Source organism: Thermaerobacter subterraneus DSM 13965 (assembly GCF_000183545.2).
Classification (GTDB): Bacteria; Bacillota; Sulfobacillia; order Thermaerobacterales; family Thermaerobacteraceae; genus Thermaerobacter; species Thermaerobacter subterraneus.
In genome coordinates this window covers 369,340-394,913 of sequence record NZ_JH976535.1, presented here as the reverse complement: position 1 = coordinate 394,913, position 25,574 = coordinate 369,340, and the positions used below count along the sequence as shown (strand labels likewise).

Sequence of the window (25,574 nt, the reverse complement as noted above, 5' to 3'; positions counted from 1 at the left end):
ACGGATTATGATGATGACCAGGGTTTGTAGGGTGCCTATGAGGAATCGAAACCTCCTGCTCCTGCTCCTGCTTGCGCTGGCGCTTGCGCTGTTTCTAGGGTGCCTATGAGGAATCGAAACCCCGTCGTCGTGTCCGATCTCCAGCGCCGGCTGAACGTTTGTAGGGTGCCTATGAGGAATCGAAACAGCAACTGGCGCTTATCCTTAGCGATAAATACCAGGGTTTGTAGGGTGCCTATGAGGAATCGAATCCACTCCTGGCGCGGAAGGGTGGTGATGGCGAGCAGGGCGTTTGTAGGGTGCCTATGAGGAATCGAAACATCGGCTCCAGAACGGGCGGAACGGATAGGGTGCGTAGGGGTTTGTAGGGTGCCTATGAGGAATCGAAACAGCATGCCCCGGGCCGTCGGCGCCTCACGCCGGACCGTTTGTAGGGTGCCTATGAGGAATCGAAACTAGAGCCGTTCGCCCCACGGCGCGGGGGGATAGCGGTTTGTAGGGTGCCTATGAGGAATCGAAACCCGCTTCTCGTGCCTCCTGTGCCTCCTCCCACGCTTGTGTTTGTAGGGTGCCTATGAGGAATCGAAACCGCCTTGTTGGGCGCCACCGTCCCGTTGGGCCGGTGCGTTTGTAGGGTGCCTATGAGGAATCGAAACTGCCGTCGGTACAGCACCGCGTAACCTCCAGCGTCGTTTGTAGGGTGCCTATGAGGAATCGAAACCACAAAGTGCGGTAGGCCCTTCGCCGTTTTCCCGGGGTTTGTAGGGTGCCTATGAGGAATCGAAACGCGGTTGAAAAGTTGCGCGAGTACGCCGACATGGACGTTTGTAGGGTGCCTATGAGGAATCGAAACCCCTTCCTCGGCATCGTCCGCGTATACAACCGCCACGTTTGTAGGGTGCCTATGAGGAATCGAAACGGAATCGAGGCATGGCAGGGGTCGGTATACGAGTGGGGTTTGTAGGGTGCCTATGAGGAATCGAAACGGATTATAAGCCTCCAGCGTGCTTAGTGTGGTGAGAGTTTGTAGGGTGCCTATGAGGAATCGAAACTTGGGACCAGAAATTCGCCCGTGATAACGCCACTGCGTTTGTAGGGTGCCTATGAGGAATCGAAACATGAGCTGTTCCGCTTCGAGTAGCCCCGCCGCTTTTGTTTGTAGGGTGCCTATGAGGAATCGAAACGGTGGTATCCGGCGCGGTGATTCCTCCCGCGCCAGGGTTTGTAGGGTGCCTATGAGGAATCGAAACAAGGCGATCATCGAGAGCTACGACGTCGCCCGTCTCGTTTGTAGGGTGCCTATGAGGAATCGAAACAAATTCCAATTCCAACGGAGCCAAAGGCCTACGGCCGTTTGTAGGGTGCCTATGAGGAATCGAAACAACCATGCCTGGATGACTGCGCTTTCCTTCGGTGAGTTTGTAGGGTGCCTATGAGGAATCGAAACGCCGAGTACGTCTGGCCCCCCATGGTGTAGTCCGCGTTTGTAGGGTGCCTATGAGGAATCGAAACATGAGCCGCGCCGAGCTCGCCGACCGGCTCCTCTCGGTTTGTAGGGTGCCTATGAGGAATCGAAACCAAGGACGCGCCGCAATAACCCACCGCAACACGGGAGTTTGTAGGGTGCCTATGAGGAATCGAAACCGGCCAACTGGTCTGCATACTGGCGCAACTGTTCATCGTTTGTAGGGTGCCTATGAGGAATCGAAACCCAGATTCATAACCTGCGTCCGCATTTTTATGATCCGTTTGTAGGGTGCCTATGAGGAATCGAAACGGCGTGTACGCCGTGACGGCCCGGGCGACCACGCCGGTTTGTAGGGTGCCTATGAGGAATCGAAACATCCGCTGCAGCTGTTCGCGGCTGGCCTTGGCCTTGGTTTGTAGGGTGCCTATGAGGAATCGAAACACCAGACTGGCAATCTCCAGCCCGACGCGGATCTTCGTTTGTAGGGTGCCTATGAGGAATCGAAACGCGGCGCAGATTGATGTGTGCGTGCTAATCGAAAACTTGACCACCGTGACAACCTAATTGTTGACCACCCCGGTGTCGGATTTAGAGGTTCGTCAGTGTGAGACCCCCTCCTTCCGCAACCGCTGCTGGCTTTCGCGGAACCGGTAGGACTCGCCCTTGAAGAGCAGCACGTGGGACCGGTGGGTGAGCCGGTCGAGCAAGGCCGAGGTCAGGGTGGCGTCGCCAAAGACCTCGACCCAGCGCGAGAACTCCAGATTGGTCGTGATGAGCAGGCTGCCACGCTCGTAGCGGTGGGCGCAGAACTGAAACAGCAGCGGACCCGCGGGGCCCAGGCCGAGGTACCCCAGTTCATCGAGAATCACGAGGTCGAAGCGATCCCACCCCTTGAGGGCCTTGGGCAGCCTGGCCTCGTTGTGGGCCTGCAGCAGCTCCTGCCCCAGGGCGACGGCCGTGGTGAATCGCACCCGCCAGCCGGCATGGATGGCGGCCACCCCGAGAGCGATGGCCGTGTGGGTCTTCCCCGTTCCCGTCGGGCCCAGGCAGACCACGTTCTCCCGAGCCTTGACGAAGCTCCCGTCCGCCAGCTGGAGCACCCGGGCCTTGGGCAGGTCGGGAAGGGCCGTGAAGTCGAAAGACTCCAGCGTTTTCAGGGCGGGAAACCGGGCCATCCCCAACCGGCGGTTCAAGCGGCTCTGGCGCCGTGACTCGACTTCGGCCGTGAGGCAGGCGGCCAGGTAGGCCAGGTGGTCCTGGCCGCTCTGGGCGGCGTCCCGGGCCAGTTCGCGGTAGGCTTTGCGGAGCCCCGGCAGCCGTAACTCCCGGGCATAGAGGTCGATGAGCGCTTCCTGGGTCGCCTTCGCGGCATTCATCGGCGATTCCCTCCCAGCAGGGCGTCATAACAGGCCGGATCGGAAGCCCGGACCCGAAGGGCGGCGAACCGGTCCGGAACGGGCACCGGCTCGGGTGCAGGACGGGCCAGACGGTTGAGGATCAGCTGGCGAACGGCTTGCGGCTCCAGCAGCCCCTGGGAGGAGGCCTGCTCCAAAGCCTCGGTGATCACCTCAGCCGGGAACTCCCGGTGCAGGAGCAGGATCTGGGCGAACTCACGGTACCCATCGGGACGTCGGCTGCACAGGACGCGCTGGACCTGGGCATACACCGGGGGCAACTTGGGCACAACGGCCAGGTGGGTTGCGGCCCGCGGCTTCCGGGCCAGGGCCGGGAGGTAATGGGCCAGCTCAAGGCTCGTCTCGCCACGGCCATAAGCCCGCCGATGGGTCGCCACCACACGCTCGCCGTCGGTGACCTCAATCCGGTCCGTATAGGCCCACAGGGTCAGCGTGCGGCCCACCCCCTCGCAAGGCACGGAGTACCGGTTCCGGTCGAAGGTCACGAGGCTCAGCTTGTTGACCGTGACGACGTGGGGGCGGGCGGCGCGGAAGGGCCGGTCCGGCAGGGGCCGTAGCGCCGCCCGCTCTTGTTCCCATGCCTCCCCGCGCCGCTGGCGCTCCCGCTCACACCAGGCGAGCAGGTGGGCGTTCAGCGCCTCCCAGTCGGGAAAGTCGGGCACGGGAACGAGGGCGTTTCGCCGCACGTACCCCACGCCATTCTCCACCGCTCCCTTCTCGTGGGCCTCACCGGGGCGGCAGAAGGCACTGTCGAACAGGTAGTGGGCCCGGAGGCTGGCAAAGAGGGTGTGCTCTTCCCGGGCCGGACCGGCGAGGATCTTGGTGACCGCCGTCTTGGCGTTGTCGAAGATGCACTCGCGGGGGACGCCGCCGAGCCAGGCAAAGGCCCGGCAGTGGCCTTCAAGCAGGGCCTCGAGCCGTTCCGTCGGCGACGCCCAGGTGAAGATCACGCCGCTGGCCCGCAAGCGCAGGACGAACAGGTGGGCAACCGTCCGGCGGCCCCCAAGCACCACCACCGCTTCGCCCCAGTCGACCTGGGCCGACTGGCCCCAGGCGGCCGTCAGAGGGAGGAACGGTTCGGGCTGCCGACCGCGGACCTGGCTGACAAACCGCCGGACCGTGGACTCACCGCCTTGAAAGCCGTACTCCTCGACCAGCCGTTGGTAGATCCGGCGGGCGGTGTGACGCTGCTTTCGCGGGGCTGTGGCGTCTTGTTCCAGCCACGTCAGGATGACGTCCCGGTAGGGGTCGAGCACGGGGCTGGGACGTGGCGCCTTGAGCCGGTAACGAGGCGGTTCCGCACTCGCCAGGGCTTTGCGAACCGTCTGGGGCCAGCCCGAGCTGCCGGCTGATCTTCCGGATGGACCAGCCATCGACGAAGTGGCGCTTTCGGATAAACTCAATATCGACCATCCCGAGCACTCCTTCGGCCTCCTGTCCCTGGAAGGTCTGGACACCCTCCCAGCATACAGGGGCCAGGTCTCGGGGTGGTCAATTTTTCGGTTAGCACAAGGGCCCTACGTGGGTCACTTTTCGATTAGCGTTCACATTTGTAGGGTGCCTATGAGGAATCGAAACTGCCACGTATGTTCGAACCCGACGAAAGTAAAAATTGTTTGTAGGGTGCCTATGAGGAATCGAAACAACCGTGGCCTGTCCATTCGCCATCCGGAGTCCCCGTTTGTAGGGTGCCTATGAGGAATCGAAACGGTCTCCCCGGTCGCTTCCGGGGAGCTTCGACCGTTTGTTTGTAGGGTGCCTATGAGGAATCGAAACCACTCCCCTCGGGGCTCGTTGGATCAGCCACCACCCGTTTGTAGGGTGCCTATGAGGAATCGAAACAGGGGCGGGGAAAAGTCACCGCCGCCGATGTCCGGCGTTTGTAGGGTGCCTATGAGGAATCGAAACGAACTATCCACGAAAAGGCAACTGACTCGAAAGGAACGTTTGTAGGGTGCCTATGAGGAATCGAAACCTTCGTCTTTGACCTCCGGCTGGAACAAGACCGGGAGGTTTGTAGGGTGCCTATGAGGAATCGAAACACGAGCGTTGGGGAGCCGTCGCCTCGACCGTAGCAAAGTTTGTAGGGTGCCTATGAGGAATCGAAACCGATCAGTTCCATGACCATCCGGCCGGAGGCGGTTCGAGTTTGTAGGGTGCCTATGAGGAATCGAAACTCCAACCCCATCATCGCCGCCCGGCCCGTCGACTGCGTTTGTAGGGTGCCTATGAGGAATCGAAACCGTGGATGGTCCCCAGGATCGGCACCGGGACGACTTGTTTGTAGGGTGCCTATGAGGAATCGAAACGATCTCAAGGCGCAGCGGTACCGGCCGACGGGCGAGTTTGTAGGGTGCCTATGAGGAATCGAAACGCGACTGCAGCTTCCTCATCAGACGACCACTGGATCGTTTGTAGGGTGCCTATGAGGAATCGAAACGGCACTCGGCGCAAACGGGTTTTCACTCACACACACGTTTGTAGGGTGCCTATGAGGAATCGAAACTATGTCGTCTCGATTCGCGGCGCAATATGCCGGACGACGTTTGTAGGGCGCCTATGAGGAATCGAAACCCACGCACCCGTCTCCGTTGCACACCTGCAGCCGGGTTTGTAGGGTGCCTATGAGGAATCGAAACGTGTCTCAGACAGCTTCACGCAATGAGACACCGGCTTCGTTTGTAGGGTGCCTATGAGGAATCGAAACTCATGAAAAACCGAAGTAAGCAATTCGGCCAAACCGAGTTTGTAGGGTGCCTATGAGGAATCGAAACCGTGCTCGACCTCTGCATCCGGGCCGGGTGGCGCGGTTTGTAGGGTGCCTATGAGGAATCGAAACCCCCGCGTCCCCGCGTACTTCGCCTCGATCCGGACGTTTGTAGGGTGCCTATGAGGAATCGAAACGGCGACGGTCAAGGGCTTCCGGGCGACGGGAAAGTCGTGTTTGTAGGGTGCCTATGAGGAATCGAAACGCGAGGCCGCTCCTCGCGAGCCGCTCGGAAGCCGCCAGTTTGTAGGGTGCCTATGAGGAATCGAAACTCACGATCCCGCCGGACCCTTCCGGGCGCGCCCGTTGTTTGTAGGGTGCCTATGAGGAATCGAAACAGAACGCGACGCTGGCTCTGGCGTGGGCAAAGCGGCGTTTGTAGCGTGCCTATGAGGAATCGAAACGCCGCCTCTTTGAGACCAACCGTCTCCACCAGCCTTGTTTGTAGGGTGCCTATGAGGAATCGAAACTGGCACCGATTGCGGTCGCTGTGTTCGCGGTCGTGCGTTTGTAGGGTGCCTATGAGGAATCGAAACATACGATCATCAAAGAGCTCGCTCGGCGCGCCAAAGTTTGTAGGGTGCCTATGAGGAATCGAAACGGCTGGATGCGCGGCGACGGCCGCCCCGACAGCGGCGTTTGTAGGGTGCCTATGAGGAATCGAAACTTCCAGCAGCTTGGCCCAGCTCTTCCAGCGGCCCTGTTTGTAGGGTGCCTATGAGGAATCGAAACACGATCGCGGGGGCGCCGTTTAGGGCCCTCGACGCGTTTGTAGGGTGCCTATGAGGAATCGAAACCCCAGCTTCACCACCGCCAAGAAAAGCGCCAGGGCTGTTTGTAGGGTGCCTATGAGGAATCGAAACGCGACACTCGGGGAAGAAAGGGTGCTGGAGCAGATAAGTTTGTAGGGTGCCTATGAGGAATCGAAACCCGGAAAGCACGGCGGATGCTACCATGCACACAGAGTTTGTAGGGTGCCTATGAGGAATCGAAACTCGGGCAGTGGGTCGTCTCTCAAGAGACGCCCAGAGGTTTGTAGGGTGCCTATGAGGAATCGAAACCCCCCATCCACCGCCGAAGCACGACTGCGGAACCCGGTTTGTAGGGTGCCTATGAGGAATCGAAACCGGAAATACGTGGCGGTCATGGAGCGCCAGGCGCGAGTTTGTAGGGTGCCTATGAGGAATCGAAACTTACCACGTCATCAGGGAAACGGCTATGCCGGGCGGTTTGTAGGGTGCCTATGAGGAATCGAAACCCCCGAAGCGGAGGCCCGGAAGGCCCAAGGGGTCCAGTTTGTAGGGTTCCTATGAGGAATCGAAACGTCGAAACGACTTTCACGGTGACCCATGCCAGCAATACGTTTGTAGGGTGCCTATGAGGAATCGAAACGCTCGGTGCGAACCCGACCGTGGCATGCACGGCATGGCGTTTGTAGGGTGCCTATGAGGAATCGAAACGATCGGCGGCCGCCCAGATAATGTCTTCCAGCTGTCGCGTTTGTAGGGTGCCTATGAGGAATCGAAACCTGGATCGGCCGAAGGGGGCGCCAGCGAGGTACCCTCAAAAGGTGTGTGCATGATTGAGGTCAAGCCCCCGGCGCAGGAATCGGTACCTTCAAGGGATAACCTTGTGCCGATTCCGTGGGCGGAGGCGGCAGCGGAGCGCAGGCAGGAGGGTGCGCCGCCATTTTACATGGGCAACCAAGCCCGCAGTGGTGTGTGGAGTGGCCCCCTCCTGCGCACCGCCCACATGGGCCTGGGCATGTGTGCCCGTGAGCCCGGACAAGTGTATGCGTGCACGCTGTCCCATTTCGCCGCCCCTGCGCTCGATGGCCTGAGGAGGGAAGGTCGATGCCACGGTATTGGGGGCTTGACTTGCACGCCCAGTACGTGCACGTCTGCGAGTGGCGACCTGAAACCCAAAAAGAGAAGCATTCCCGGTTCCCCAACACCCCGGACGGATGGGCGCGTTTCCTCCAAAGGCTCAGCCCCGACGACCGGGTGGCCCTTGAGGTCACCGGGAATGCGTTCGAAGTGTACGATTGGCTTTCGCCGCATGTCGCCCAGGTCCTCCTGGCCAACCCGGTCGAGTTACGGCGGCTCGGGTCGGGCCGCCACACCGACCGCGTCGATGCAGCCCGGCTGGCCAAGATGCTCGCGGTGGGCACGTTGCCCACGGTCTGGGTGCCACCGCAACCCGTGCACGAGTTGCGGCGGTTGCTACGGTACCGTGAACGCCTCCTCAACGTCGCCACGCGATGGCGAAATCAGATCCGTGCCGTGCTGCGTCGGTATGGTGAACAGCCACCGCGGGGCGTCGACCTCGGTGCGTTTCTGACGCCGGAGCGTTTGGGCGCCTTCGCAAGCGGCGATCGGGCCATCGTGGTCAGCGCCCTTCGGCAACTGCAGTGCACGCAGGAGGAGTGCACCGCCATCGAAGCCGAGATTGCCGAACACCTGGCCCGGACACCCGAAGCGCAAGTCCTGCTCACCATGACGGGGGTGGGGCCCATCACGGCCGCCGCCATCTGGGCCGCCCTGGGCGATCCCCGCCGGTTTCGGACCCCCAAGCAGGTCGCTCGCTATGCCGGCCTCGATCCATCGGCCTACCAATCCGGCGAGACCTACTTCCACGGCAAGATCAGTAAGAACGGCAATCCCCTCCTGCGCACGTACTTGATCGAAGCGGCCCACATTCTTGCACGATTCGATAACGGGCCCCTCGGTCAGTTCTATCACCGGAAGCGCCGGCAGCTCGGCCATAAGCGGGCCGTCGTCGCCTTGGCGCGGAAGCTCCTGATCGTCGCGTGGCGGATGCTCCTGACCGGGGAGTCCTACCGGTATCAGCGCCCCAAAACCGTGCAGAACAAGATGTCCCAGCTTCGGGGGCTCCGACGTCATCAACGGAATTGGGAGGATGTGATGGTCACCGTCCTGGCAAAGCCCCAAGAACGGGCCCGCCAGTCTAGAATGAAAGGATACCAAACAGAGGTTCCGGCTTGACCTCAATCACAAGTGTGTTCGAAGTCAAGCACCCAGCGATCAAGCGACTTTTCGCCGACGGTGGGTCTTGATGTCCTCAGGCCAAAGGGCCTTGGTCACCGCATCCCAATCAACAGCAGCCTGCGCTACATTCAGCAGGCGGCGTTGCTTCCGCTGCACGAGCAACGGCTTGGCCGCCCGGTAGGGCTGGCCCGTAAGGAGCATACGCCAGGCGACGATGAGGAGCTTGCGGGCCAAGGCCACGACGGCCTTCTGATGTCCGATTTGCCGCTGTTTCCGGTGGAAGAACGCCCCCAAGGGGCCCTGGTCGTGACGCGCCACCGCGAGAGCGGCCTCAACGAGGGTGGTGCGCAAAAGTTTGCATCCATTCCGGCTGATCCGTCCCCGGTGGTCCTGCTCGCCGGATTGGTGGACCGACGCGTCCAGGCCGGCGTACCGCGTCACCTGCTTGGCGGTTCGGAAGCGGCTCGGATCCCCCAGATACGCCCAGATCGTGACCGCGGTGATGAGGCCCACCCCGGTGATCGTCAGCAACTGAACGGCCGGCTGGTCGGCCACCTGTCGCGCGATCTCCGCTTCAATGGCCTGAATTTCTATGTCCACCGCCTCCAACTGCCGGAGGGCGCTGAGGAGGATGACGCGTTCGGCTTGCGGCAACGGGGTCAGGGCTTCTCGGTCCAGCCACTGCCGGGGGTCCACCTTCCGCGGGATGGGCAGCCCGTGTCGCTGGAACACGGACTTGGCCTGGGTCAGGTACCGCCGCCGGTTCCGGACCAACCGGTCCCGGTATTGCAAAAGGCACCGGACGTCGCGGACCTCCCGCGGTGGCACCCACACGGCCGGTACCATCCCCAGGGCCAGCATCTTGGCCAGCCGTTCGGCCTCCACGCGATCCGTGTGCCGACCGGCACCCAAGCGCTTCAGCTCCAGGGGATTGGCCAGCAGGACCTTGCCGGCGTACGCCGAAAGCAAGTCGTGCACGTTGAAGGCGTTTCCGGTGACCTCGAGGGCGATCTCGTCATCCGCACGCAGCTGCTCAACGAAGGTCGCCCACCCTGCATCGGTATTGGGGAACCGGAAATGCCTTCCCTTTTGCACGTCCACCTGCCATTCGCAGCCGTGGACGTACCGTTTATGGAGGTCGAGCCCGAAATACCGTGGCACGGCGTTGCCCCCCCTCTCCCGGGCTCTTGGGGCGGAGACGGAGATCGCAGCGCACTCACCTATCCGGGCTGTCGGCCCAAGCCGCGCCCATGTAGGCGGTTCGCAGGAGGGGGCCGACCAGACAACTTTACGAGCTCGAAGCCCACACCACCGTCGGCCGTCCCTCCTGCCTGTGCCCCGCCAAACGGCCGCCCACGAGTCTGGGAAGAACCTTACCCTGGCGGCCGAGCTTGTCCTGCTGCCCGCTGGGGGCTTGCACTCCGATCATGCCGACACCTGTGGTTCATGCGGGTCGGCACCAAATGGAAGAGGGGGCACCCTATTTCCCCAACCAGGTCGTCTCGCCACTCCCGGAGGTCAGCAATCCCACTTACTGGGCCAAAGCCCGATCACTTTGGTCCCGCCAACCCTCCGGCTAAGACGTCTCTTGGCCGGGAGTAGGGGCACCCCCTACCGAAACTGATACAGGTAACTTTTCGATTAGCGTTCACAAGGCCGGCCTTGATCGGCGCTGTACAGATCGGCCGTCTCTTCTTCGACGAACGCAAAATCGACGGCCCGGTCGATGTCCCGGAAGGAATGGTCCGCGGGCAGACGGTTCCTCACGGGCGCCGACTACTCACCAAGGTGCATGGGAAAGGAAAGCGTGAAAGGACTGCGCCCCCGCCTTGAAATATGCGCATATGCACATATATACTTCTTAAAGCGGCGGGGCCCGGCCATGCGCCGGTAGTACTGGAGAACCAGAACGGGCGGGAAGCAGGGGGGGGGGTGACCGAGACGGAACTCTCGCGGATTACGGATGCCTTCAAGGCGCTGTCAGATCCTACGCGCCTCCGGATCGTCCGGCTCATGGCCGCGAATGATGAGGAGGTGTGTGTCTGCGAACTCGTCGACTCCCTTGAGGTACCCCAATACCACGTGTCACGGCACTTGAAAGAGCTCCGCAACGCCAGGCTACTGCGGGCACGACGAGACGGCCGGTGGGTCTACTATTCGCTCGATCTCACGGACCCGGTCGTGAAGGAGCTGGCAGAGGTCGTCAGGCGGCTCCCTGCCGACTTATTCCGTGAAGACCAGAAAAACTTCGAGCAACAGATGACCTTGCGCGTCGGCGGCCGCTGCCGCGCGGGGATTCAGAAGAAGCACCTGGCCCCCAACGTCCGTGTTCGGAAGTAGTGCGAAGGAGGAATTGTCATGGACGAAAAGAGCCTTACCACGCGCGCCGTCGCCGAAGAGGCGGAACGCCATTCCTCGAGCCGAGAAGATGAGGACGCTGAAGAGGAAGAAGGCTTCGAAGGTCCCTGGTACCGCTTCCCCCCCATCCGTAATGCTGGCCTCGGAGGCATCGTGTTGGGCTTGGGCTGGTTAGCCGGGAAGCTAGGCCTTGGCCCCGCGGTCCAGATCCCCTTGTACGTCGTTGCCATTGCCCTCGGGGGCTACTTCTGGGTACGCGAGGGTTGGGAAGAGTTCATTGAAGAGCGGGAAGTAGGCATCGAAGCTCTCATGGCCTTCGCCACGTTGGGAGCCGTCCTTCTCGGCCAGTGGTTTGAGGCCGCCTTCCTTGTCTTTCTCTACGGGCTGGCAGAAGGCCTGGAGGAGTACACCTTCGCTCGCACCCGCTCCGCCATCAAGGCGTTGCTCGATTTGGCCCCCAAGGAGGCGCGGCTCCTCGAGAACGGCCGGGAGCGCATGGTGCCGGCGAGCTCCCTGAAACCGGGCGATCGGTTCCTCGTGCGGCCGGGCGAATCCATCGCCACCGACGCCATCATTCGTGAAGGGCGGTCGAGCATTAACGAAGCTGCGGTCACAGGCGAGTCGGTGCCTGTGGCAAAGGGCCCAGGCGACCGGGTCTTTGCCGGCACAGTGAACGGTGAGGGCGCCCTTGTTCTGGAGGCCACGGCTACTTTCGAGGACAATACCCTGTCCAAGATCATCCGCCTGGTCGAACAGGCTCAATCAGAAAAAGGGCGGGCTCAGCGCTTCATCGAGCGGTTTGGTAGGCGTTACAGCCCTGTTGTCCTGCTTGCAGCCGTGGCCTTGGTCTTGCTCCCGCCCCTGATCGGTCTCGACTGGTCGACCTGGGCCACCCGCGCTGTGGTCCTCCTGGTAGCAGCGGCACCTTGCGCCCTTGTCATGTCGACGCCCGTGGCCATGGCTTCCGCCATCGGTACAGCCGGCAAGAACGGCGTGCTCATCAAGGGGGGCATCCATCTTGAGAACCTCGGCACGGTCCGCGCAGTGGCCCTCGACAAGACCGGAACGCTGACGCGCGGAGAGCCCGTGGTGACTACCATTGTCGCAGCGCCCGGATGGACGGAGCGGGAAGTGCTGGCGCGAGCCGCCGCGATTGAGCGTTTCTCTGAGCACCCCCTGGCCCGAGCCGTCATGGCCAAGGCCCAGAATGAAGGGATCGAGGTACCCGAGGCCGGGGACTTTCAGGCTCTACCCGGAGCCGGGGCCAGGGCGGTGGTCGGCGAGGTGAGCCTATATGTTGGGAGCCCCGCTCTCTTTCAACAGCTGGGAGCCCGGGTCCCCGCGGAGCTGTCGGACAAGATCGACGAGCTGCGGGACGGCGGGCATACGGTCGTCTTCGTGGGCACCGATGAGGAAGTGAAGGGGCTGCTGGCCATCCGCGATGAGATCCGGCCCGAGGCAAAAGACGCTCTACAGGCATTGCGCGAAGCGGGTGTCGAGCACTTCATCATGCTAACCGGCGACAATCAGCGGACGGCGAACGCCATCGCCCGGGAACTTGGCATCGACGATGTCCGGGCGGAACTGAAGCCGGACGATAAGGCGAGGATCGTGAAGGCGCTGGCTGAAGAGTATGGCGGTGTGATCATGGTCGGCGACGGCATCAACGACGCGCCGGCCCTAGCCGCTGCCACGGTCGGGATGGCCATGGGCACCGCGGGAACCGACGCCGCTATTGAGGCGGCTGACGTCGCCCTGATGGCCGACGATCTGAGAAAAGTGGCTTACGCTGTTCGCCTGGGGCGCCGGGCCCGCGCCATCAGCCGCCAAAACATCATCTTCTCGCTAGCCGTTCTGGCGATCTTGATCCCGGGCGCGCTGACAGGCTGGGTTGGCGTCTCGCTGGCCGTTACCGCTCACGAGGTGAGTGAGCTGCTGGCCGTCGCCAACGGCCTTCGTGCCCGTTAGAGGCATCGATGAAGGGGCAGGAGGACCCGGCCGGAGTGCCGGGCCCTGCCCCGCCTTTCCGCGTCAGGCCACCTCGTAACCGGCTTCCTCGACGGCCTCTTTTGTCTCAAACCCGAGTAGGGTGCCTGGAATGACCCGGTTGGTTTTGGAGGTTGCCAAAGAGGAACGTTATCTCTTCTTGAGGAAGGTGAATTCGTCCTACTCCGCGACAACTCGTCCAATCGCCCACGGGGACCAAAAAGCAAACCATGTCCAAGGTTGACCACGGCGCAGCACCAGGCGCCACACCCAAAATCACCGGCATAACACCAAGCCGCCCTGCTCTACTTACGCCAGATTACGCTATTACGCTAGGCCGCGCCGTAACACCCGCGCCGCAACGGCCAGTGCCACCGCATCGAAGGCCAGGAGGATTCCCACCATAGAGAAAACCAGCTGCGTATCCCAGCCGTTGAGGACCAGCGCGCGGGTGGCCTCGATGGCGTAGGTCATGGGATTGGACCGGGCCAGGACCTGCATCCATCCCGGCATGAGGTCGAGGGGGGCCAGAGCGGTACTCAAAAAGAGCAGGGGCAGGCTCAGGAACGCCGTGATGGTAAAGAACTCGGGATGCCGGCGAACAGCGAAGGCGAGGGCAATCGACAAGGTGGCGACCCCCGCCCCATAAAGGGCACCGATGCCAAGGGCCGCCACGATCCCGCCCAGGCCGGTGGCAAATCGAACCCCTAGCCCGTAGGCTGTCAGGATGATAAGCAAGTTCTGTACGGCGGTCACCGCCATGATGTAGACGAACCGGCTGGTGACGATGGACAGCCGCTGGATGGGCGCGGCCAGAAGGCGCTGCAGAAACCCGGTCTCCCGGTCGAAAAGGAGCTCAACCCCACCGTTTATGGCCCCGTTGAACACCGTCATCACCATGGCCCCGGCGCTCATGAAGGCCAGGTAGTTGTGCCCCGGCACATCGCCCGCCGCCATGCGGGCCAGCAGGTGACCGAAAAGCAACAGCCAGAGCACCGGCTGGCTCAACGTCGACAACCACGTCAAGGGCTCCCGGCGCAAGCGGAACCACCACCGCTGGAGCATCACACGGTTTTCCAGCCAGAATTCGCCCATCCTCCGCCCCCTCCAGCAGCGCTCGCCGTACCGTCCCGCTTGGATTGGATCCGACCTTCGGCAGCTTAGACCCAGCTTCCGCGAGTTCCGACCTAGTCCCCGCCAGCTCACACCCAGCCCTTGCCAGGGTAACCTAGCCTGCCGTCTCCCCATCCCGCAAGGCTCGCCCGGTCAAGTGGAGGAACACGTCGTCCAGGGTGGCCGGCCGAGCCGCCACCCCCTCAAGAGCGATCCCCGCCGCCCGGCAGGTGGCCAGGACCGGTTCCAGGGCGGCAAGGGAATCCCGCACCCGCAATCCGATGCGAACGGCAAGCCCGGAGCTGGAACCGGGCCAGTCCACCTCCACCTCCATGACCGGTTCCAGGACCTCGAGCTGCCGGGCCAGCTGCCGCACCTGTTCGGCCGGTTGGCCTGCCGCCACCCGCAACTCCAGATACTCGCTGCCATAGCGGGCCTTGAGCCGCGCCGGGGCATCCAGGGCAAGGCACCGGCCCCCGTCGATGATGGCCACCCGGTCACAGAGCCAGTCTGCTTCCTCCAGGTAGTGGGTGGTGAGCAGAATGGTGGTTCCCCGGTCCCGGAACGTGCGGATGTACTGCCACAGCCGCCGCCGGGTCTGGATGTCGAGGCCCAGGGTGGGTTCGTCCAGAACCAGCACGGCAGGCCGGTGTACCAGCCCCATGGCCAGGTCGAGCCGCTTCCGCATCCCGCCGGAGTAGTCTCGGACGACCCGGTCCGCGGCGTCGGACAGGTCGACCAGCTGCAAGAGCTCCTCCGCCCGCCGGGCTGCATCGGCAGGGGGAAGATGGTACATGCCGGCCACCAGCAGCAAGTTCTCCCGGCCGGTCAACAGGGGATCCACGGCCGTTTCCTGAGGAACCCACCCGACATAGCGCCTGGCCCGCGCGGGTTGCTCCGCCACGTCGATCCCGAGAATCCGGACCCGGCCGCTGGATGGTTTGAGCAATGAAAGCAGCACCTTGATGGTGGTCGTCTTGCCGGCTCCGTTGGGGCCCAGCAGGCCGAAGATCTCCCCTTGCTCGACACGGAAGCTGACGTCGCGGACGGCTTCAATGGCGCCGAAACGCCGGGACAGGTGCTCCACCTCGATCGCCGGTACCCGCGTTGGACCCGGACCGCCACCCGCCGCCGCCAAGGTCCGCCCCGCCGCCCCTGTCACGCCCAGGTCACCATCCGTACAAGAGCGGCCAGAGTCGGACCCATCCCTGCAAGGACCTGGGTCAGGAAAAGCCCAGGGTCCGTCCAGATCCCTCCGGCCCCTGCGAAGGGGCCCCAGGTGGTGCCGATGGCGGCCACAGCCCCCGGCAGTCCCTGCACCAGAGCGGCCAGGGCCTGGACCCCATAGCCGGGCCGGCCGAATCCGTAGAGCAAGAGGAAGGTCAACGGCCCCGTGACCGACGTGAAGAACCAGATGGGATAGGCCCAGCGGGCCACCCGGCGGTGGCGGTCGTAGCGGCCGCGCAGACCCAGGACCAGCGCCACCAGCACCAGGGGGGCCGTCACGCTGGCCGCCAGGCTGTGGGCGCCCAGGATCACCAGGTAGATCAGCCGAATGGCGGCCTGGCCTTCGAACGGCGTCGTCCCGTAGAGGACGCTCTTGGTCAGGTACAGGATGAGGAACACCGCCTGCAACCCGGCCGCCAGCAGCATGCCCCGGCGATGCCCCGCCACGTCACCCGCACGGATCCGCCGGTACGCCCGGGCGATCACCACGGCGCTGATGGCGTTGAGGGTGGCGTTGGTCGCGGCGATGACAAATACGGGGTCGATGGTGGCTCCCGCCTTCCCTGCATGGATTGTGGCGTCATGGTTCTTGAACTTGATGCTTGGTGATGGTTCGGCGATGATGTTCCGGCCGGGCGTTGGGTGTGCCGGAACGCCAAGTGCGTCCGCACCGGATGGGTAGGTGCCTAACCCCATGATACCCGTGACCGTCTCCCAAAGCCTAGCCGAACCTGGCCGCCTGTGAGCGCCGTTTTCAACACCACGGGCCCGCCATCAACTGGCCTGCTCGGGCCAGAAGTGCCGCTTCAGCTCGGGCACGCGGCTGCGAGCCACCGGAATCGTCACCGGCTGGCCGGCGTGGACCACGGTCAGGTTGTAGGTCCCGTTGAAGAACGGGCTGATCTCCCGCACCTTGCGCAGGTTGACGATGTAGCCCCGGTGGCAGCGGAAGAACCGGTCCGGCGGGAGCAGGTCCTCCAGCTCCCGCAAGGTGTAACGGGTCGGGAGGCGGTGGGTCGCCGTGTACACGAAGACCTGGTCGTTCTCCGCTTCGGCGTAGACCACTTCTTCCACGGGGATGGGCACCGCGGCCTCGTCCCGGACCCCCATCACCCAGCGCGGCCGGGGCCGCCCACGGCCACCGCCTGTCGCAGCCGGCCCGCCCCCCGCTCCCTCCGCGGCGCCCGGTGCAGCCGCATGGTCGGCCGCCGCTGCCGCCCCTGGCCGCCCCGTCTGCGCCGGTACCCCACCTGGCGGCGGCGAACCCGCCTGCGCTCCGGCTCCTGCGGCCGTGGATCCCGCCACCGGCGTCGCCGGAGTTCTCGCCGGCCCTGCACCCCCCCGCAAGGCCAGCCGCTCCCGGACCCGGCTCAAGGCCTCCCGCAGCCGGTCGTCGCTGTAAGGCTTGAGGAGGTAATCCAGGGCCCGGGCCTCGAAGGCCTTGACGGCGTACTCGTCGTAGGCCGTGGTGAAGATCACGTACGGAGCGCCGGGCTGCTGCTTGAGCCGCTCGGCCAGTTCCAGACCGGAAATTCCCGGCATGGCGATATCCAGGAAGACCACATCGTAGTCCAGGGCGCCGATCAGCCGCAGGGCTTCCCGGGCAGTGGCCGCCTCGCCGGTGATCTCGACCCCCGGTTCCCGGCTCAGCCGGTAGCGCAGCTCCGCCCGGGCGGGGTACTCGTCGTCGACGATCAGGGCCCGGATGGGCCGGTCCCCTGGCGGCGGGCCGTCCAGATCCCACTCCCATTCGGGGTCGCCGTTCGGGTCGAACGCGGCCCCGCCGCGGCCCGGCTCCCCCGCGGGCGACGGACCCCTCCCGGTCCCGGTGGCGGGCAGCGGTCCTGCGGCTGCGTCCGCACCCCGGTCTTCTTCTGGCCGCCCTTCCGGCTGCCGCTCGGATCGGGGCCGGCGCTCGTACCCCTGCGGCCGCTCAAGCCCGTCAGGCCCTTCCCGTTCCGGCCGCTGCCGTCCCGCCCGTTCCTGTTCGTCCGGCCGTTCCAACTCTGGCTGTCGCTCGGCAGGCACCATCATGGCGCCGGTTCCTCCTTATCGCGCCGGTTCCTCCCTGGCCGGCTGCACGGCCTGGCGCCGCAAGGGGACCACCAGGCGCACCAGGGTTCCCCGCCCCGGGCGGCTCCGCACCTTGAGCCCGTACGCCTCCCCGTACAAGCCCACCAGCCGCTGGTTGACGTTGGAAAGACCCAGCCCCATGCCCTTGCCGACCCCGGGCCGGAAGATCTCCTGGCGCAGTTCCGGGGGGATGCCGACCCCTGAATCGGCCACCACCACGTGCAAGTGGCCGCCGCGCACCCGGGCCGCCACCGTCAGGCGCCCGCCGCCTTCCCGGGGTGCCAGCCCATGGACCACCGCGTTCTCCACCAGGGGCTGGATGGTCAGCACCGGCACCAGGCAACCGAAGGCCCGGGGGTCGATCCGCACGCGGAAGCGCAGGTTGTCGCCGAACCGCGCCTGCTCGATCTCCAGGTACATCTGCACGTACTCCATCTCGTCTTCCAGGCGGATGAACTCGTCCCGTACCGTCAGGGCCCGGCGGAGGAACACCGCCAGCTTCACCAGCAGGTCGCGGGCCCGGTCGGGGTCGGTGCGGCTGAACATCAGGACCGTGTTCAGGGTGTTGAACAGAAAGTGCGGGCGGATCTGGGCCTGCAGGGCCTCGAGCCGCGCCCGGGCTGCCAGTTCCCGCAGCCGCTCGGCCTCGGCCAGCTCCATCTGCAGGCTGAGCAGCTGGGCGATCCCCGCCCCCAGGCGGTGGACCATGCCGGGGATGTCGTTGCGGTGGGTGCGATACAGCTTCAGCGTCCCCACCACCTGGTCCCGGACCTTGAGGGGTGCGATGACCGCCGCCTGCAGGGGGCAGGGGCAACCGGCGATGGGACATTCGAAATCCGCCTTGGAGGCCACCAGCCGCAGCCGGCCCGTCGCCAGCACGTTGCGCGTGGCCCGGGTGAGGATGGGCTGGTGCCGCACCATGAAGGGGCAGCCCAGGCCGGCGTAGCCCAGGATGGTCTGCCGGTCCGTGATGGCCACGGCGTCGACCTCGGCGATGTCGCGGATGATCTCGCAGATCTTCTGGGCCGTTTCCTCGTTCAGCCCCTGCCGCACGTAGGGCAGGGTCTCCTCGCCGATGCGGAAGGTGTGGTCGAGGAAGGTCCATTCGGCCGTCACAGTGCATCCACCCCGCACCCGGTACCCCGTCGTGCGGCACCCGTACCGGCTGCACCCTGAGACCTGTGCCTATGTGAAGTTCGTCACAAATCGGCCAGTTCTTTCTTGACCCCGTCACAGCCAGATGGTATTTTCGACGTTAACATATTCGAGGCGCCCGCGGTATGGAGGGGGTCCGAACGGTATGCTGGTGTACGTGAACGGTCGCTTCGTCCCCAAGGAGGAGGCGACCGTGTCCGTTTTCGACCACGGCTTTCTCTACGGCGACGGGGTGTTCGAGGGCATCCGGGCATACAACGGCCGGGTCTTCAAACTGGACGAACACATCCAGCGGCTTTATGAATCGGCCCGGGCCATCCTGCTGGAGATCCCCATCCCTCCCGAGGAGATGGCCGCCGCCGTGGTGGAAACCTGCCGTCGCAACGATCTGGCGGAAGCCTACATCCGGGTGGTGGTCTCCCGGGGCCCGGGGGACCTGGGCATCGACCCGCGCAAGTGCCCCCGGGCCACGGTGGTCATCATCGCCGACCGGCTGGCCCTATACCCCGCCGAGCTTTACGAGCAGGGCATGCGGGTGATGACCGTCGCCACCCGCCGCACCTCGCCGGCCGCCCTGAACCCGCGGGTCAAGTCCCTCAACTACCTGAATAACATCCTGGCCCGGCTGGAGGCCAATCTGGCCGGTTTTGCGGAAGTCATCATGCTCAATGAGGAAGGGTACGTGGCCGAATGCACGGGCGACAACATCTTCATCGTCCGCCATGGGCGGCTTCTGACGCCGCCGCCCCACCTGGGCATCCTGCAGGGGATCACCCGGGACACGGTGATGGAGCTGGCCCGGCGGCGGGGCATCCCCGTGGAGGAGGCCGTCTTCACCCGGCACGACGTGTACGTGGCGGAGGAATGCTTCATCACCGGTACCGCCGCCGAGGTCTGCCCGGTGATCGAGGTCGACGGCCGCAGGCTGGGGGACGGCCGGCCGGGTCCCATCACCCGCCAGCTGATGGCCGATTTCCGCGAGTACGCCCGCAGCCACGGCACCCCCATCTGGGACGAACCGGCCGCCCAGGCGGCAGCCGGCGCCTGAGGAGGAACGTCCCGGAAGGCGGGAGGCAAGCCCGGCGCCCGCGGCCTGACCTGGGCCGCGGGCGCCCGCCTTTTGAGCCGCGCTCACCGCACCCGCGCTTCAGCCCCTACCCCCGTCACCACTCGTCCCCTCCCGTCACCACTCGTACTCCCGCTTGAAGAACCACCACAGGCCCACGCCCAGCGCCAGCATGAAGGCCAGCAGGGCCGGATACGCCCAGGGCAGGTCCAGCTCGGGCATGTACTTGAAGTTCATGCCGTAGATGCCCGTGAGGAAGGTCAGGGGCAGGAAGATGGTCGAGAGCACCGTGAGCCTCAGGATGAGGCGGTTGGTGCGCTCGGCCGCCAGGGCGAGCCGCAGGTTCATCAGGGTGACGACCAGCTCCCGGGCGTTCTCGAGCCGGCCGCTCAGCCGCCCCGCGTGGTCCCGCAGGGCGCGCAGGTAGGGACGCAGCTGGCGGTCGCCCAGTCCCTCGCCCCGGCCTTCGTAGCCGTTGTAGCTGCTCTCCAGAAGCCGGTCGAGTACCTCGCTCAGGCTGTTCAGCCGCCGGTGCAGCTGGCCGGCCCGCCGGTGCAAGGTACTGAGGAACGACACGCCGCCGGCATCCCGCCACCGCCCGGGGGCGGGGTGCCTGGATCCATTGACCGCCGCGGGCCGCGGTCCCCGCACCCGCCTCCAGCGGGGCTCGCCCGCCGGCGGCTGTCGGGTCCGGTCAGAGGCGGCACCCGCCGGGGCCTTGCCGGTTTGGCCGGCGGCGGGGCCTGCCGGGGCCCTACCGGTTCGGCCGCCGGCGGGATCCGCCGGGGCGGGGGCGGTTTCGTCCGGTGCAGGGCCCGTCCGGCCCGGGGCGCCCGTGACCGTGATCGTGTTGCCCGTGCGGGCCGCGTCGCCCTGGCCGGCAGGCGCGCCCCCGGGGCCGGGTTCGTCCCGGAGGAAGTGGGCCTCCACCGGCTCCAGGCGGTCCTCAAGGCGCTGGACGTGGTCGCCGTAGCTGTGCAGGACGTCTTCCAGCAAGAAGTAGAGGAGCCACGGCGCCGTGCGGGGCACGGAGGCCGGGCCGGTGGCCAGCCGCTCCCGCAGCCGCTCCCACGGGTCGGCTCCCCCGTCGCAGACGGTGGTCACTTCGCCGGGGGCCAGGATGACCAGGCAAGGACGGCCGGCCGGCAGCAGGATCTGAAAGACCAGGGTCCCACCGGCGGCTTCGACCCCGTAGGGTGCCGTGCCCGACTCCAGCCGGCTCCAGAGGAAGGGAGCCAGGGCGCGGCGCCGGCGCAGCAGGCCCCAGTCGGCCGGGGTGGGGTCCCGTACATCGAGCCAGACCACTACCCGGTGGCCGCCGGCACGGCCCGTAGTGCCACGTGTTGCAGGCTCGGCGCGGCCGTCACCTGGTGCCTCGACGCGAGCCGCTCCGGCCTCAGGGTCGCGGCCCGGGGCCCCGGGAGCCTCCGCGCCTCCCGGTCCCTGGCCTGGAGCCTGCCCGTCGCCGGGCACCCTGCCTTCCACCAGGCCCCGCTCCGACCACTCCCACGCCCGGATCAAGCCGCATGCCCACCTCCAGGCCGGTGCCCCTCCTTCTTGGCAGCGCCAGCTCTCCGGCACCGCTTTGCCTGCCCAGCCCTCGGCAGCGCCAGCCCTCCCACACCGCCGTGCCAGCCCAGCCCTCGGCAGCGAGACCCGCCGGCCGCCGCCTGGCCGGACCCGCCCTGCCACCCGCCGATCCCCGGCGCCGTGCTGGCACGCCCGCCCGGGCCCACGCGGCCTGCAGACTCACCCCACCCCATACCCGCCCCGCCGGCACACCCGTTTAGTCTTGCTGGATCACCTCGGCGATATGAAGGCTGACGATCTTCCCGGCAAAGCCCATGAGATCCTTGCCGGCCGCCCGCCCCTCGGCCGATTGCAGCGCCGCCTGCAGGCTGGCGGCGTCGTCGAAGTACATTTCGGCCATCAGGTAGTAGGGCGACGAGCCCCCCGGCGAGCCGGTCACCCGGGCGATCTCGACGCGGCGCAGGCCCGGCATACGCTGGGCCAGGGGCAGGTGCACCTCCCGGTAGTGCCGGTCGAAAGCCTCCGGGTCGTCGGGATGCTGATATAGGGCCACCAGCTTGACCACCATCCATCCCCCTCTCGCGGACTGGTGCGCCTTTCCGGAGGTTTCGGCGGGGCGGCAGGGGGTTCCTGGGCGCGGCTCCATGTGACCCGCATTGCGGGCGGTTACCATCGGCGGGTCATCCCCGCGGGGCCCTTAGAGGATCCATCGACGCCACCTGTCGCGGATACGCTGGTGCTCGTGCGCCCAGCCCTCCCAAGCGGTTTGCGCCCAGCGCTTGATCGCAAGGGTCCGGGCCTTGCCCGCCCCGGCCTGCAGCACATCCAGGACCGTCAGGGCCCATGGGCCGGGCCGGGGATCAAGTCGCGACCAAGCGATCCGCCGTCCGGCGCGCCTGGCCAGTTCCACGTGTGCCTTCTGCACCTGCCGTCCCGTGAACCCGCGTTCGACCGCCAGGTACAAGCCGGCAAGGGCAAACACGGCGGTGATCGGCTTGGTACGCTCCCCCACGTGTTGCGCAGCATAGGCATCCACGCAGTGCTGGTGCACCAAGGCCGGATCGGGGCGCCCCGGGTTTTCGGCGACCAAGCGATGGTAGAGCTCCAGGCATTCCCCGCTCGCATGGAAGGACCGGCCACCGGCAAGTGCCGATCCGCGACCTCGAGACCACATTCCGGGCATCGAGTCCAACTGCCCGTCGACATGGATCAGATGGCGGCGGCCACCCTGGTGGTGCTCCCGTCCCTCGTGCTGTCCCTGGTGCTCTTCTTCCTGTTGCAGCGGGAGTTCGCGGAGGGACATACCTTGAGTGGGATCAAGGTTAGTGGGACCAAGGGGTGACTCCCGGGGTCAAGCGGGTGCGGACCGGAGGCACCCCACAGGGCCCCGGCCGGAGGATCCCCACCGGGTCCCGGCGGAGGATCCCCGCCGGCCCCCGGCGAAAGGCTGCCGGGCGGGTTCCGTCCCGCCATTGCGTCACTGAGCGCCAGGAGCCCCGTGGCCGCCGGGACATGACCGGGGCAGGGGCGGGGGAGGGCCGCCATTGCAAGGCACAGGACGACCACAGCCCGCAGGGCGATCGCGGCCGGGTACGGAGAAGCGGCCACGGGACGGTGCCAGCGAGCCGCTCTTGCCCGGCTCCCCCATCCTCACCGTGCCGGAAGAGCTGGCAGCGGTGGAGCCCGTGGCGGTGACGGGGAACTTCTGGGTGTCCCTGCCGGACCTCGACCCGGCCACCGCGGCAGCGCGGTCCGTGGGCGTGCTGAGCGGCGTCGCCCGGGCCCTGATCGAGTTCACCGGAGCCCCGGTGGGGCGGCAGCCCGGGCACGGGGACGGCCACGGCCCGGCGGAGGGGCCCGGGACCGGTGAGGCGCCCGGTCCCCTGCTCATGCCCGTGGTCGAGCAGGACGGCCGGCGCCTGTGGCCGCCGGCGCCGGAAGGTGGCCGGACGGCCACCGCCGGCCCGGCGACGACCGCTTCGGGGGCGCCTGCGGCGGTGGGGGCCTGCGACCGCCCCGCCACCACCGCCGCAAGGGCGACCGCGGCGGGAGCCGGCGACGGCCCGGTCACGCCCGGCCCAAGGGTGCCTGCGGCCGCAACGGCGGGCGACCGCCCTGCCGGTCGCCTTCCTGGTTCCGAAAGCCCCGAGACCATCGGGGGTGCCCCCCAGCAACTCCCGTCCCCGGCCAGCCCCGAGCTGCACTACCTGGAGGGCTGGGTGCCCCAGTGGCAGATCGACCTCCCCGGCCTGCCGGACTGGCGCCTGGAGGTCACCTGGCTGGCCCCGGCCGGCCAGCGGGGCTTTGCCGTCGCCCTGCGCCTCTTCCCGGCGGCCGGTTCCGGCGAGCGGCCCCCGCTGCCCGCGGGGGTGCGCCTGGGACTGCTGGTTCGTCCGGGGACCGTGTACCGCACGGTCTACCACCGGCGACCCCTGGCCGGTGACGGCGGCCCCTTCCCCTACCGCTGGACCAAGGCCCTGGCCTGGGAGGCTCCCGGCACGGTGCCGGTGGCCGCCCTGGCCCTGCGCTCGGCCGCAGGCGATCCCCCCGAGCGGGAGACGGGTGGGGATGGCTGGGCGTTCTGGTCACCCCCCGGCACCGGGGAGCTCATCGTGTACGGCGGGGTGGCGCCCGAAGCCGACGGTGCCGCCACCACGGCGGTCCACCTGGCCCGGGTGGGATGGCAGCGGCTGCTGGACGCCACCCTGCAGTGGCTGGCAGCCCGGGATCCCTTTCGGCCCCAGCGGGACAGGAACCGGCCGCAGGCGGCAGGCGAGCAGGACCCGGTCGAACCTCACGGGGACCGCCAGCGGGTGGCACCGGCGCCCGAACCCGCCCTGTCTCCCTGGCGCCGGGCCGCCTTGCGCCGGGCCGGCCTGGACCGGGCCGTCGCCCTGGGCCTGCTCAGCCCGCCGGAAGCCCGTGCTCTGGAAGACCGCCTCCGGTGCAACCTCTGGTTCAGCTTGTTCTACGCCCACGGCCGGACCCTGGACGGGGACGACTGGGTCCTGCTCACCTCGCGCAGCCCGCGCTACTACGTGAGCGGCGCCCACTGGACACGGGACAGCCTGCTCTGGGCCTTTCCCGCCCTGCTATCCACCGACCCGGACCTGGCCCGAGAGATCCTGGTGGCCGCCTTCGCACGTTACACCCGCTACCCGGGGGAGCACAGCCAGTACCTGGACGGCACGGTCCTCTATCCGGGCTGGGAGCTGGACCAGGCTGCGGCCTGGCCCCTGACCCTGGCCCGGTACCTGGAGGCCACGAGCGACGCCTCCATCCTCGACGAACCGGCCGTCGCCGCCGGGCTGGCCGCCGTCCTGGCCGCGGCCGAGGCCCGGCGGGATGAGGCCACGGGGCTCGTCGCCACCTTCCTGCTGCCGTCGGACGACCCGGCCCAGGCGCCCTTCGTGACCTACGACAACGCCCTCTACGCCCAGGCGCTGGAGGACCTGGCCCGGGCATCGGCCCGGACCCAGGCCCGCCGGGACCGGCCCGCCGCACCAGGCCATGGGGATGCCTCCGCGGTGGCCGTACTCCCGGTGGCCGTGGGGCCAGAGGTGCCCTGGCGCCCCACCCTCGCCGCCGGCAGCGCCGGCCGCGCCTCGGCGGCTGACCACACCCCGGGCGCCGGTGCCGCCCCGAACATCCCGCCCGCCTCCACCGCCGGTTCTGCCTTCAGCGCCCTGGCTTCCTCTCGGCCCGGAGTGGCCCCACCCGCCGGCACCGGACCCGCGGGCACCCGGACCACCCGCCATCCGGGCGGCAGCCCGGATCCCGCCTGGCTGGCCGGGCGGGCTGCGCAGACCCGTCGGGCCGTGCTGGCCCACTGCGTGGTGCCCGGGCCGTGGGGCCCCCAGCTTGCCTGGGCCGTGGCCGGACCCGGCGGCGCGGGCGCCGTGCTGTACGACGAGCCGCCGGGCACGCTGGAGCTTCTGGGCCCATACGGCTTCGCCCGCCGCCGGCCGGACGACCCGCTGGACGTGGCGGCGGTGCTCGCCAACACGGTGCGGTGGATCTACTCGGCGCACAATCCCTACGGGCCGCCGGCGGGACCCTTCGCCACCCCCACCTGCCCCCACGCCCGCCATCCCTGGCTGCTCAGCGTAGCCGCCGGCTTGCTGGCCGGGCGGCGGGAGTACCTGGGATGGCTGGCCCGGGCCCCCATGGACAGCGGCTTCGCCTGCGAGACCGTGGACGCGGCGACGGGGCAGGTCCGCACCGGCCCTGCCTTCGCCACCTGCGCCGGGTTCGTCACCTGGGCCGCGCTGGCCACCCTGGAACGACTCGCCCTGGAAGAACCAGACGGCAGGAGTGCCCGGGAAGCACCCGGGATGGGCACCGGGTCAGGGGATTCCGCACATTAGACGCCGGAACGATTCCAGGCATCGGAACGGGAGGAGAGGGC

The 25,574-nt window shown here is 66.6% G+C and carries 18 protein-coding genes and 2 CRISPR repeat arrays (1 of these 20 running past the window's edge); of the genes, 6 read left to right on the top strand and 12 right to left on the bottom strand.

The genetic code is table 11. The features are described 5' to 3' along the window. A CRISPR array of direct repeats spans window positions 1-1,975; the repeat unit is 30 nt; unit sequence GTTTGTAGGGTGCCTATGAGGAATCGAAAC; it reaches 3,107 nt to the left of the window's first position. Between the two features lie 92 nt (window positions 1,976-2,067). Together istB and istA are read right to left on the bottom strand one after the other, a co-directional pair. Next, window positions 2,068-2,844, bottom strand: coding sequence for an IS21-like element helper ATPase IstB (gene istB, locus THESUDRAFT_RS01840; protein ID WP_006903000.1), 777 nt, complete (start codon window positions 2,842-2,844; stop codon window positions 2,068-2,070). Continuing rightward, window positions 2,841-4,286 (bottom strand): IS21 family transposase, encoded by a 1,446-nt coding sequence (istA, locus tag THESUDRAFT_RS01835; RefSeq protein ID WP_242823203.1) that lies wholly within the window; start codon window positions 4,284-4,286, stop codon window positions 2,841-2,843. Before istA ends, istB begins: the two co-directional genes overlap by 4 nt. Before the next feature lie 145 nt (window positions 4,287-4,431). After that, a CRISPR array of direct repeats spans window positions 4,432-7,178; the repeat unit is 30 nt; unit sequence GTTTGTAGGGTGCCTATGAGGAATCGAAAC. 325 nt (window positions 7,179-7,503) lie between these two features. On the opposite strand from istA, the gene THESUDRAFT_RS11995 reads away from it, so the two are divergent. Continuing rightward, window positions 7,504-8,655, top strand: a complete 1,152-nt coding sequence (locus THESUDRAFT_RS11995) for an IS110 family RNA-guided transposase (RefSeq protein ID WP_006902998.1) — start codon at window positions 7,504-7,506, stop codon at window positions 8,653-8,655. A gap of 39 nt (window positions 8,656-8,694) precedes the next feature. Here THESUDRAFT_RS11995 and THESUDRAFT_RS01825 read toward each other — a convergent pair whose 3' ends face one another. Next, window positions 8,695-9,819, bottom strand: a complete 1,125-nt coding sequence (locus THESUDRAFT_RS01825) for an IS110 family RNA-guided transposase (RefSeq protein ID WP_006902997.1) — start codon at window positions 9,817-9,819, stop codon at window positions 8,695-8,697. A 480-nt stretch (window positions 9,820-10,299) separates the two neighbouring features. Further along, window positions 10,300-10,425, bottom strand: a complete 126-nt coding sequence (locus THESUDRAFT_RS14845; protein ID WP_278199591.1) for a transposase — start codon at window positions 10,423-10,425, stop codon at window positions 10,300-10,302. 165 nt (window positions 10,426-10,590) lie between these two features. Here THESUDRAFT_RS14845 and THESUDRAFT_RS12610 point away from each other — a divergent pair, with 165 nt between their 5' ends. Together THESUDRAFT_RS12610 and THESUDRAFT_RS01815 are read left to right on the top strand one after the other, a co-directional pair. Next, window positions 10,591-10,998, top strand: coding sequence for an ArsR/SmtB family transcription factor (locus THESUDRAFT_RS12610; protein ID WP_006902996.1), 408 nt, complete (start codon window positions 10,591-10,593; stop codon window positions 10,996-10,998). 18 nt (window positions 10,999-11,016) lie between these two features. Further along, window positions 11,017-12,984 (top strand): heavy metal translocating P-type ATPase, encoded by a 1,968-nt coding sequence (locus THESUDRAFT_RS01815; protein WP_006902995.1) that lies wholly within the window; start codon window positions 11,017-11,019, stop codon window positions 12,982-12,984. Window positions 12,985-13,329: 345 nt separating this feature from the next. Here THESUDRAFT_RS01815 and THESUDRAFT_RS01810 read toward each other — a convergent pair whose 3' ends face one another. From THESUDRAFT_RS01810 to THESUDRAFT_RS14840, 5 genes are all read right to left on the bottom strand, one after another. Next, on the bottom strand, window positions 13,330-14,097 hold the full coding sequence (locus THESUDRAFT_RS01810; protein WP_006902994.1) for an ABC transporter permease: 768 nt from the start codon (window positions 14,095-14,097) through the stop codon (window positions 13,330-13,332). Between the two features lie 133 nt (window positions 14,098-14,230). Continuing rightward, window positions 14,231-15,253 carry an ABC transporter ATP-binding protein gene (locus tag THESUDRAFT_RS01805; RefSeq protein WP_006902993.1) on the bottom strand — a complete coding sequence of 341 codons (1,023 nt, stop codon included), beginning with the start codon at window positions 15,251-15,253 and terminating at the stop codon, window positions 14,231-14,233. 20 nt (window positions 15,254-15,273) lie between these two features. Then, the gene (locus tag THESUDRAFT_RS11990) at window positions 15,274-16,038 is read right to left on the bottom strand and encodes a DUF420 domain-containing protein (protein ID WP_006902992.1); all 765 of its coding nucleotides are present in this window, start codon (window positions 16,036-16,038) and stop codon (window positions 15,274-15,276) included. Between the two features lie 78 nt (window positions 16,039-16,116). Continuing rightward, a complete protein-coding gene (locus tag THESUDRAFT_RS01795; protein ID WP_006902991.1) occupies window positions 16,117-17,376 on the bottom strand; it encodes a LytR/AlgR family response regulator transcription factor in 1,260 nt (419 codons plus the stop codon). A 15-nt stretch (window positions 17,377-17,391) separates the two neighbouring features. Continuing rightward, window positions 17,392-18,531, bottom strand: coding sequence for a histidine kinase (locus tag THESUDRAFT_RS14840; protein ID WP_006902990.1), 1,140 nt, complete (start codon window positions 18,529-18,531; stop codon window positions 17,392-17,394). 184 nt (window positions 18,532-18,715) lie between these two features. Here THESUDRAFT_RS14840 and ilvE point away from each other — a divergent pair, with 184 nt between their 5' ends. After that, a complete protein-coding gene (gene ilvE / locus THESUDRAFT_RS01785) occupies window positions 18,716-19,618 on the top strand; it encodes a branched-chain-amino-acid transaminase (RefSeq protein ID WP_006902989.1) in 903 nt (300 codons plus the stop codon). Between the two features lie 135 nt (window positions 19,619-19,753). On the opposite strand, the gene THESUDRAFT_RS01780 is transcribed toward ilvE, so the two are convergent. From THESUDRAFT_RS01780 to THESUDRAFT_RS01770, 3 genes are all read right to left on the bottom strand, one after another. Further along, on the bottom strand, window positions 19,754-21,157 hold the full coding sequence (locus THESUDRAFT_RS01780) for a magnesium transporter CorA family protein (protein ID WP_006902988.1): 1,404 nt from the start codon (window positions 21,155-21,157) through the stop codon (window positions 19,754-19,756). Between the two features lie 265 nt (window positions 21,158-21,422). Beyond that, on the bottom strand, window positions 21,423-21,734 hold the full coding sequence (locus THESUDRAFT_RS01775; protein ID WP_006902987.1) for an EthD family reductase: 312 nt from the start codon (window positions 21,732-21,734) through the stop codon (window positions 21,423-21,425). 129 nt (window positions 21,735-21,863) lie between these two features. Beyond that, window positions 21,864-22,340, bottom strand: coding sequence for a DUF5946 family protein (locus THESUDRAFT_RS01770; protein ID WP_278199623.1), 477 nt, complete (start codon window positions 22,338-22,340; stop codon window positions 21,864-21,866). A gap of 30 nt (window positions 22,341-22,370) precedes the next feature. Between THESUDRAFT_RS01770 and THESUDRAFT_RS13160 the strand changes: the two genes are divergently transcribed. Together THESUDRAFT_RS13160 and THESUDRAFT_RS01765 are read left to right on the top strand one after the other, a co-directional pair. Beyond that, entirely contained in the window at window positions 22,371-22,508 is a 138-nt protein-coding gene (locus THESUDRAFT_RS13160) for a hypothetical protein (RefSeq protein ID WP_156821674.1), read from the top strand. 202 nt (window positions 22,509-22,710) lie between these two features. Beyond that, on the top strand, window positions 22,711-25,533 hold the full coding sequence (locus tag THESUDRAFT_RS01765) for a hypothetical protein (RefSeq protein WP_006902984.1): 2,823 nt from the start codon (window positions 22,711-22,713) through the stop codon (window positions 25,531-25,533). Window positions 25,534-25,574 lie beyond the last annotated feature (41 nt).

Excerpts from the sequence above, each read along its gene's own strand:
- ilvE (WP_006902989.1), top strand. The coding sequence starts at position 18,716 with ATGCTGGTGTACGTGAACGGTCGCTTCGTCCCCAAGGAGGAGGCGACC.
- THESUDRAFT_RS01815 (WP_006902995.1), top strand. The coding sequence starts at position 11,017 with ATGGACGAAAAGAGCCTTACCACGCGCGCCGTCGCCGAAGAGGCGGAA.
- THESUDRAFT_RS11995 (WP_006902998.1), top strand. The coding sequence starts at position 7,504 with ATGCCACGGTATTGGGGGCTTGACTTGCACGCCCAGTACGTGCACGTC.
- THESUDRAFT_RS13160 (WP_156821674.1), top strand. The coding sequence starts at position 22,371 with ATGGATCAGATGGCGGCGGCCACCCTGGTGGTGCTCCCGTCCCTCGTG.
- THESUDRAFT_RS01795 (WP_006902991.1), bottom strand. The coding sequence starts at position 17,376 with ATGATGGTGCCTGCCGAGCGACAGCCAGAGTTGGAACGGCCGGACGAA.
- THESUDRAFT_RS01775 (WP_006902987.1), bottom strand. The coding sequence starts at position 21,734 with ATGGTGGTCAAGCTGGTGGCCCTATATCAGCATCCCGACGACCCGGAG.
- THESUDRAFT_RS01770 (WP_278199623.1), bottom strand. The coding sequence starts at position 22,340 with ATGTGGTCTCGAGGTCGCGGATCGGCACTTGCCGGTGGCCGGTCCTTC.
- THESUDRAFT_RS01810 (WP_006902994.1), bottom strand. The coding sequence starts at position 14,097 with ATGGGCGAATTCTGGCTGGAAAACCGTGTGATGCTCCAGCGGTGGTGG.
- istB (WP_006903000.1), bottom strand. The coding sequence starts at position 2,844 with ATGAATGCCGCGAAGGCGACCCAGGAAGCGCTCATCGACCTCTATGCC.
- THESUDRAFT_RS11990 (WP_006902992.1), bottom strand. The coding sequence starts at position 16,038 with ATGGGGTTAGGCACCTACCCATCCGGTGCGGACGCACTTGGCGTTCCG.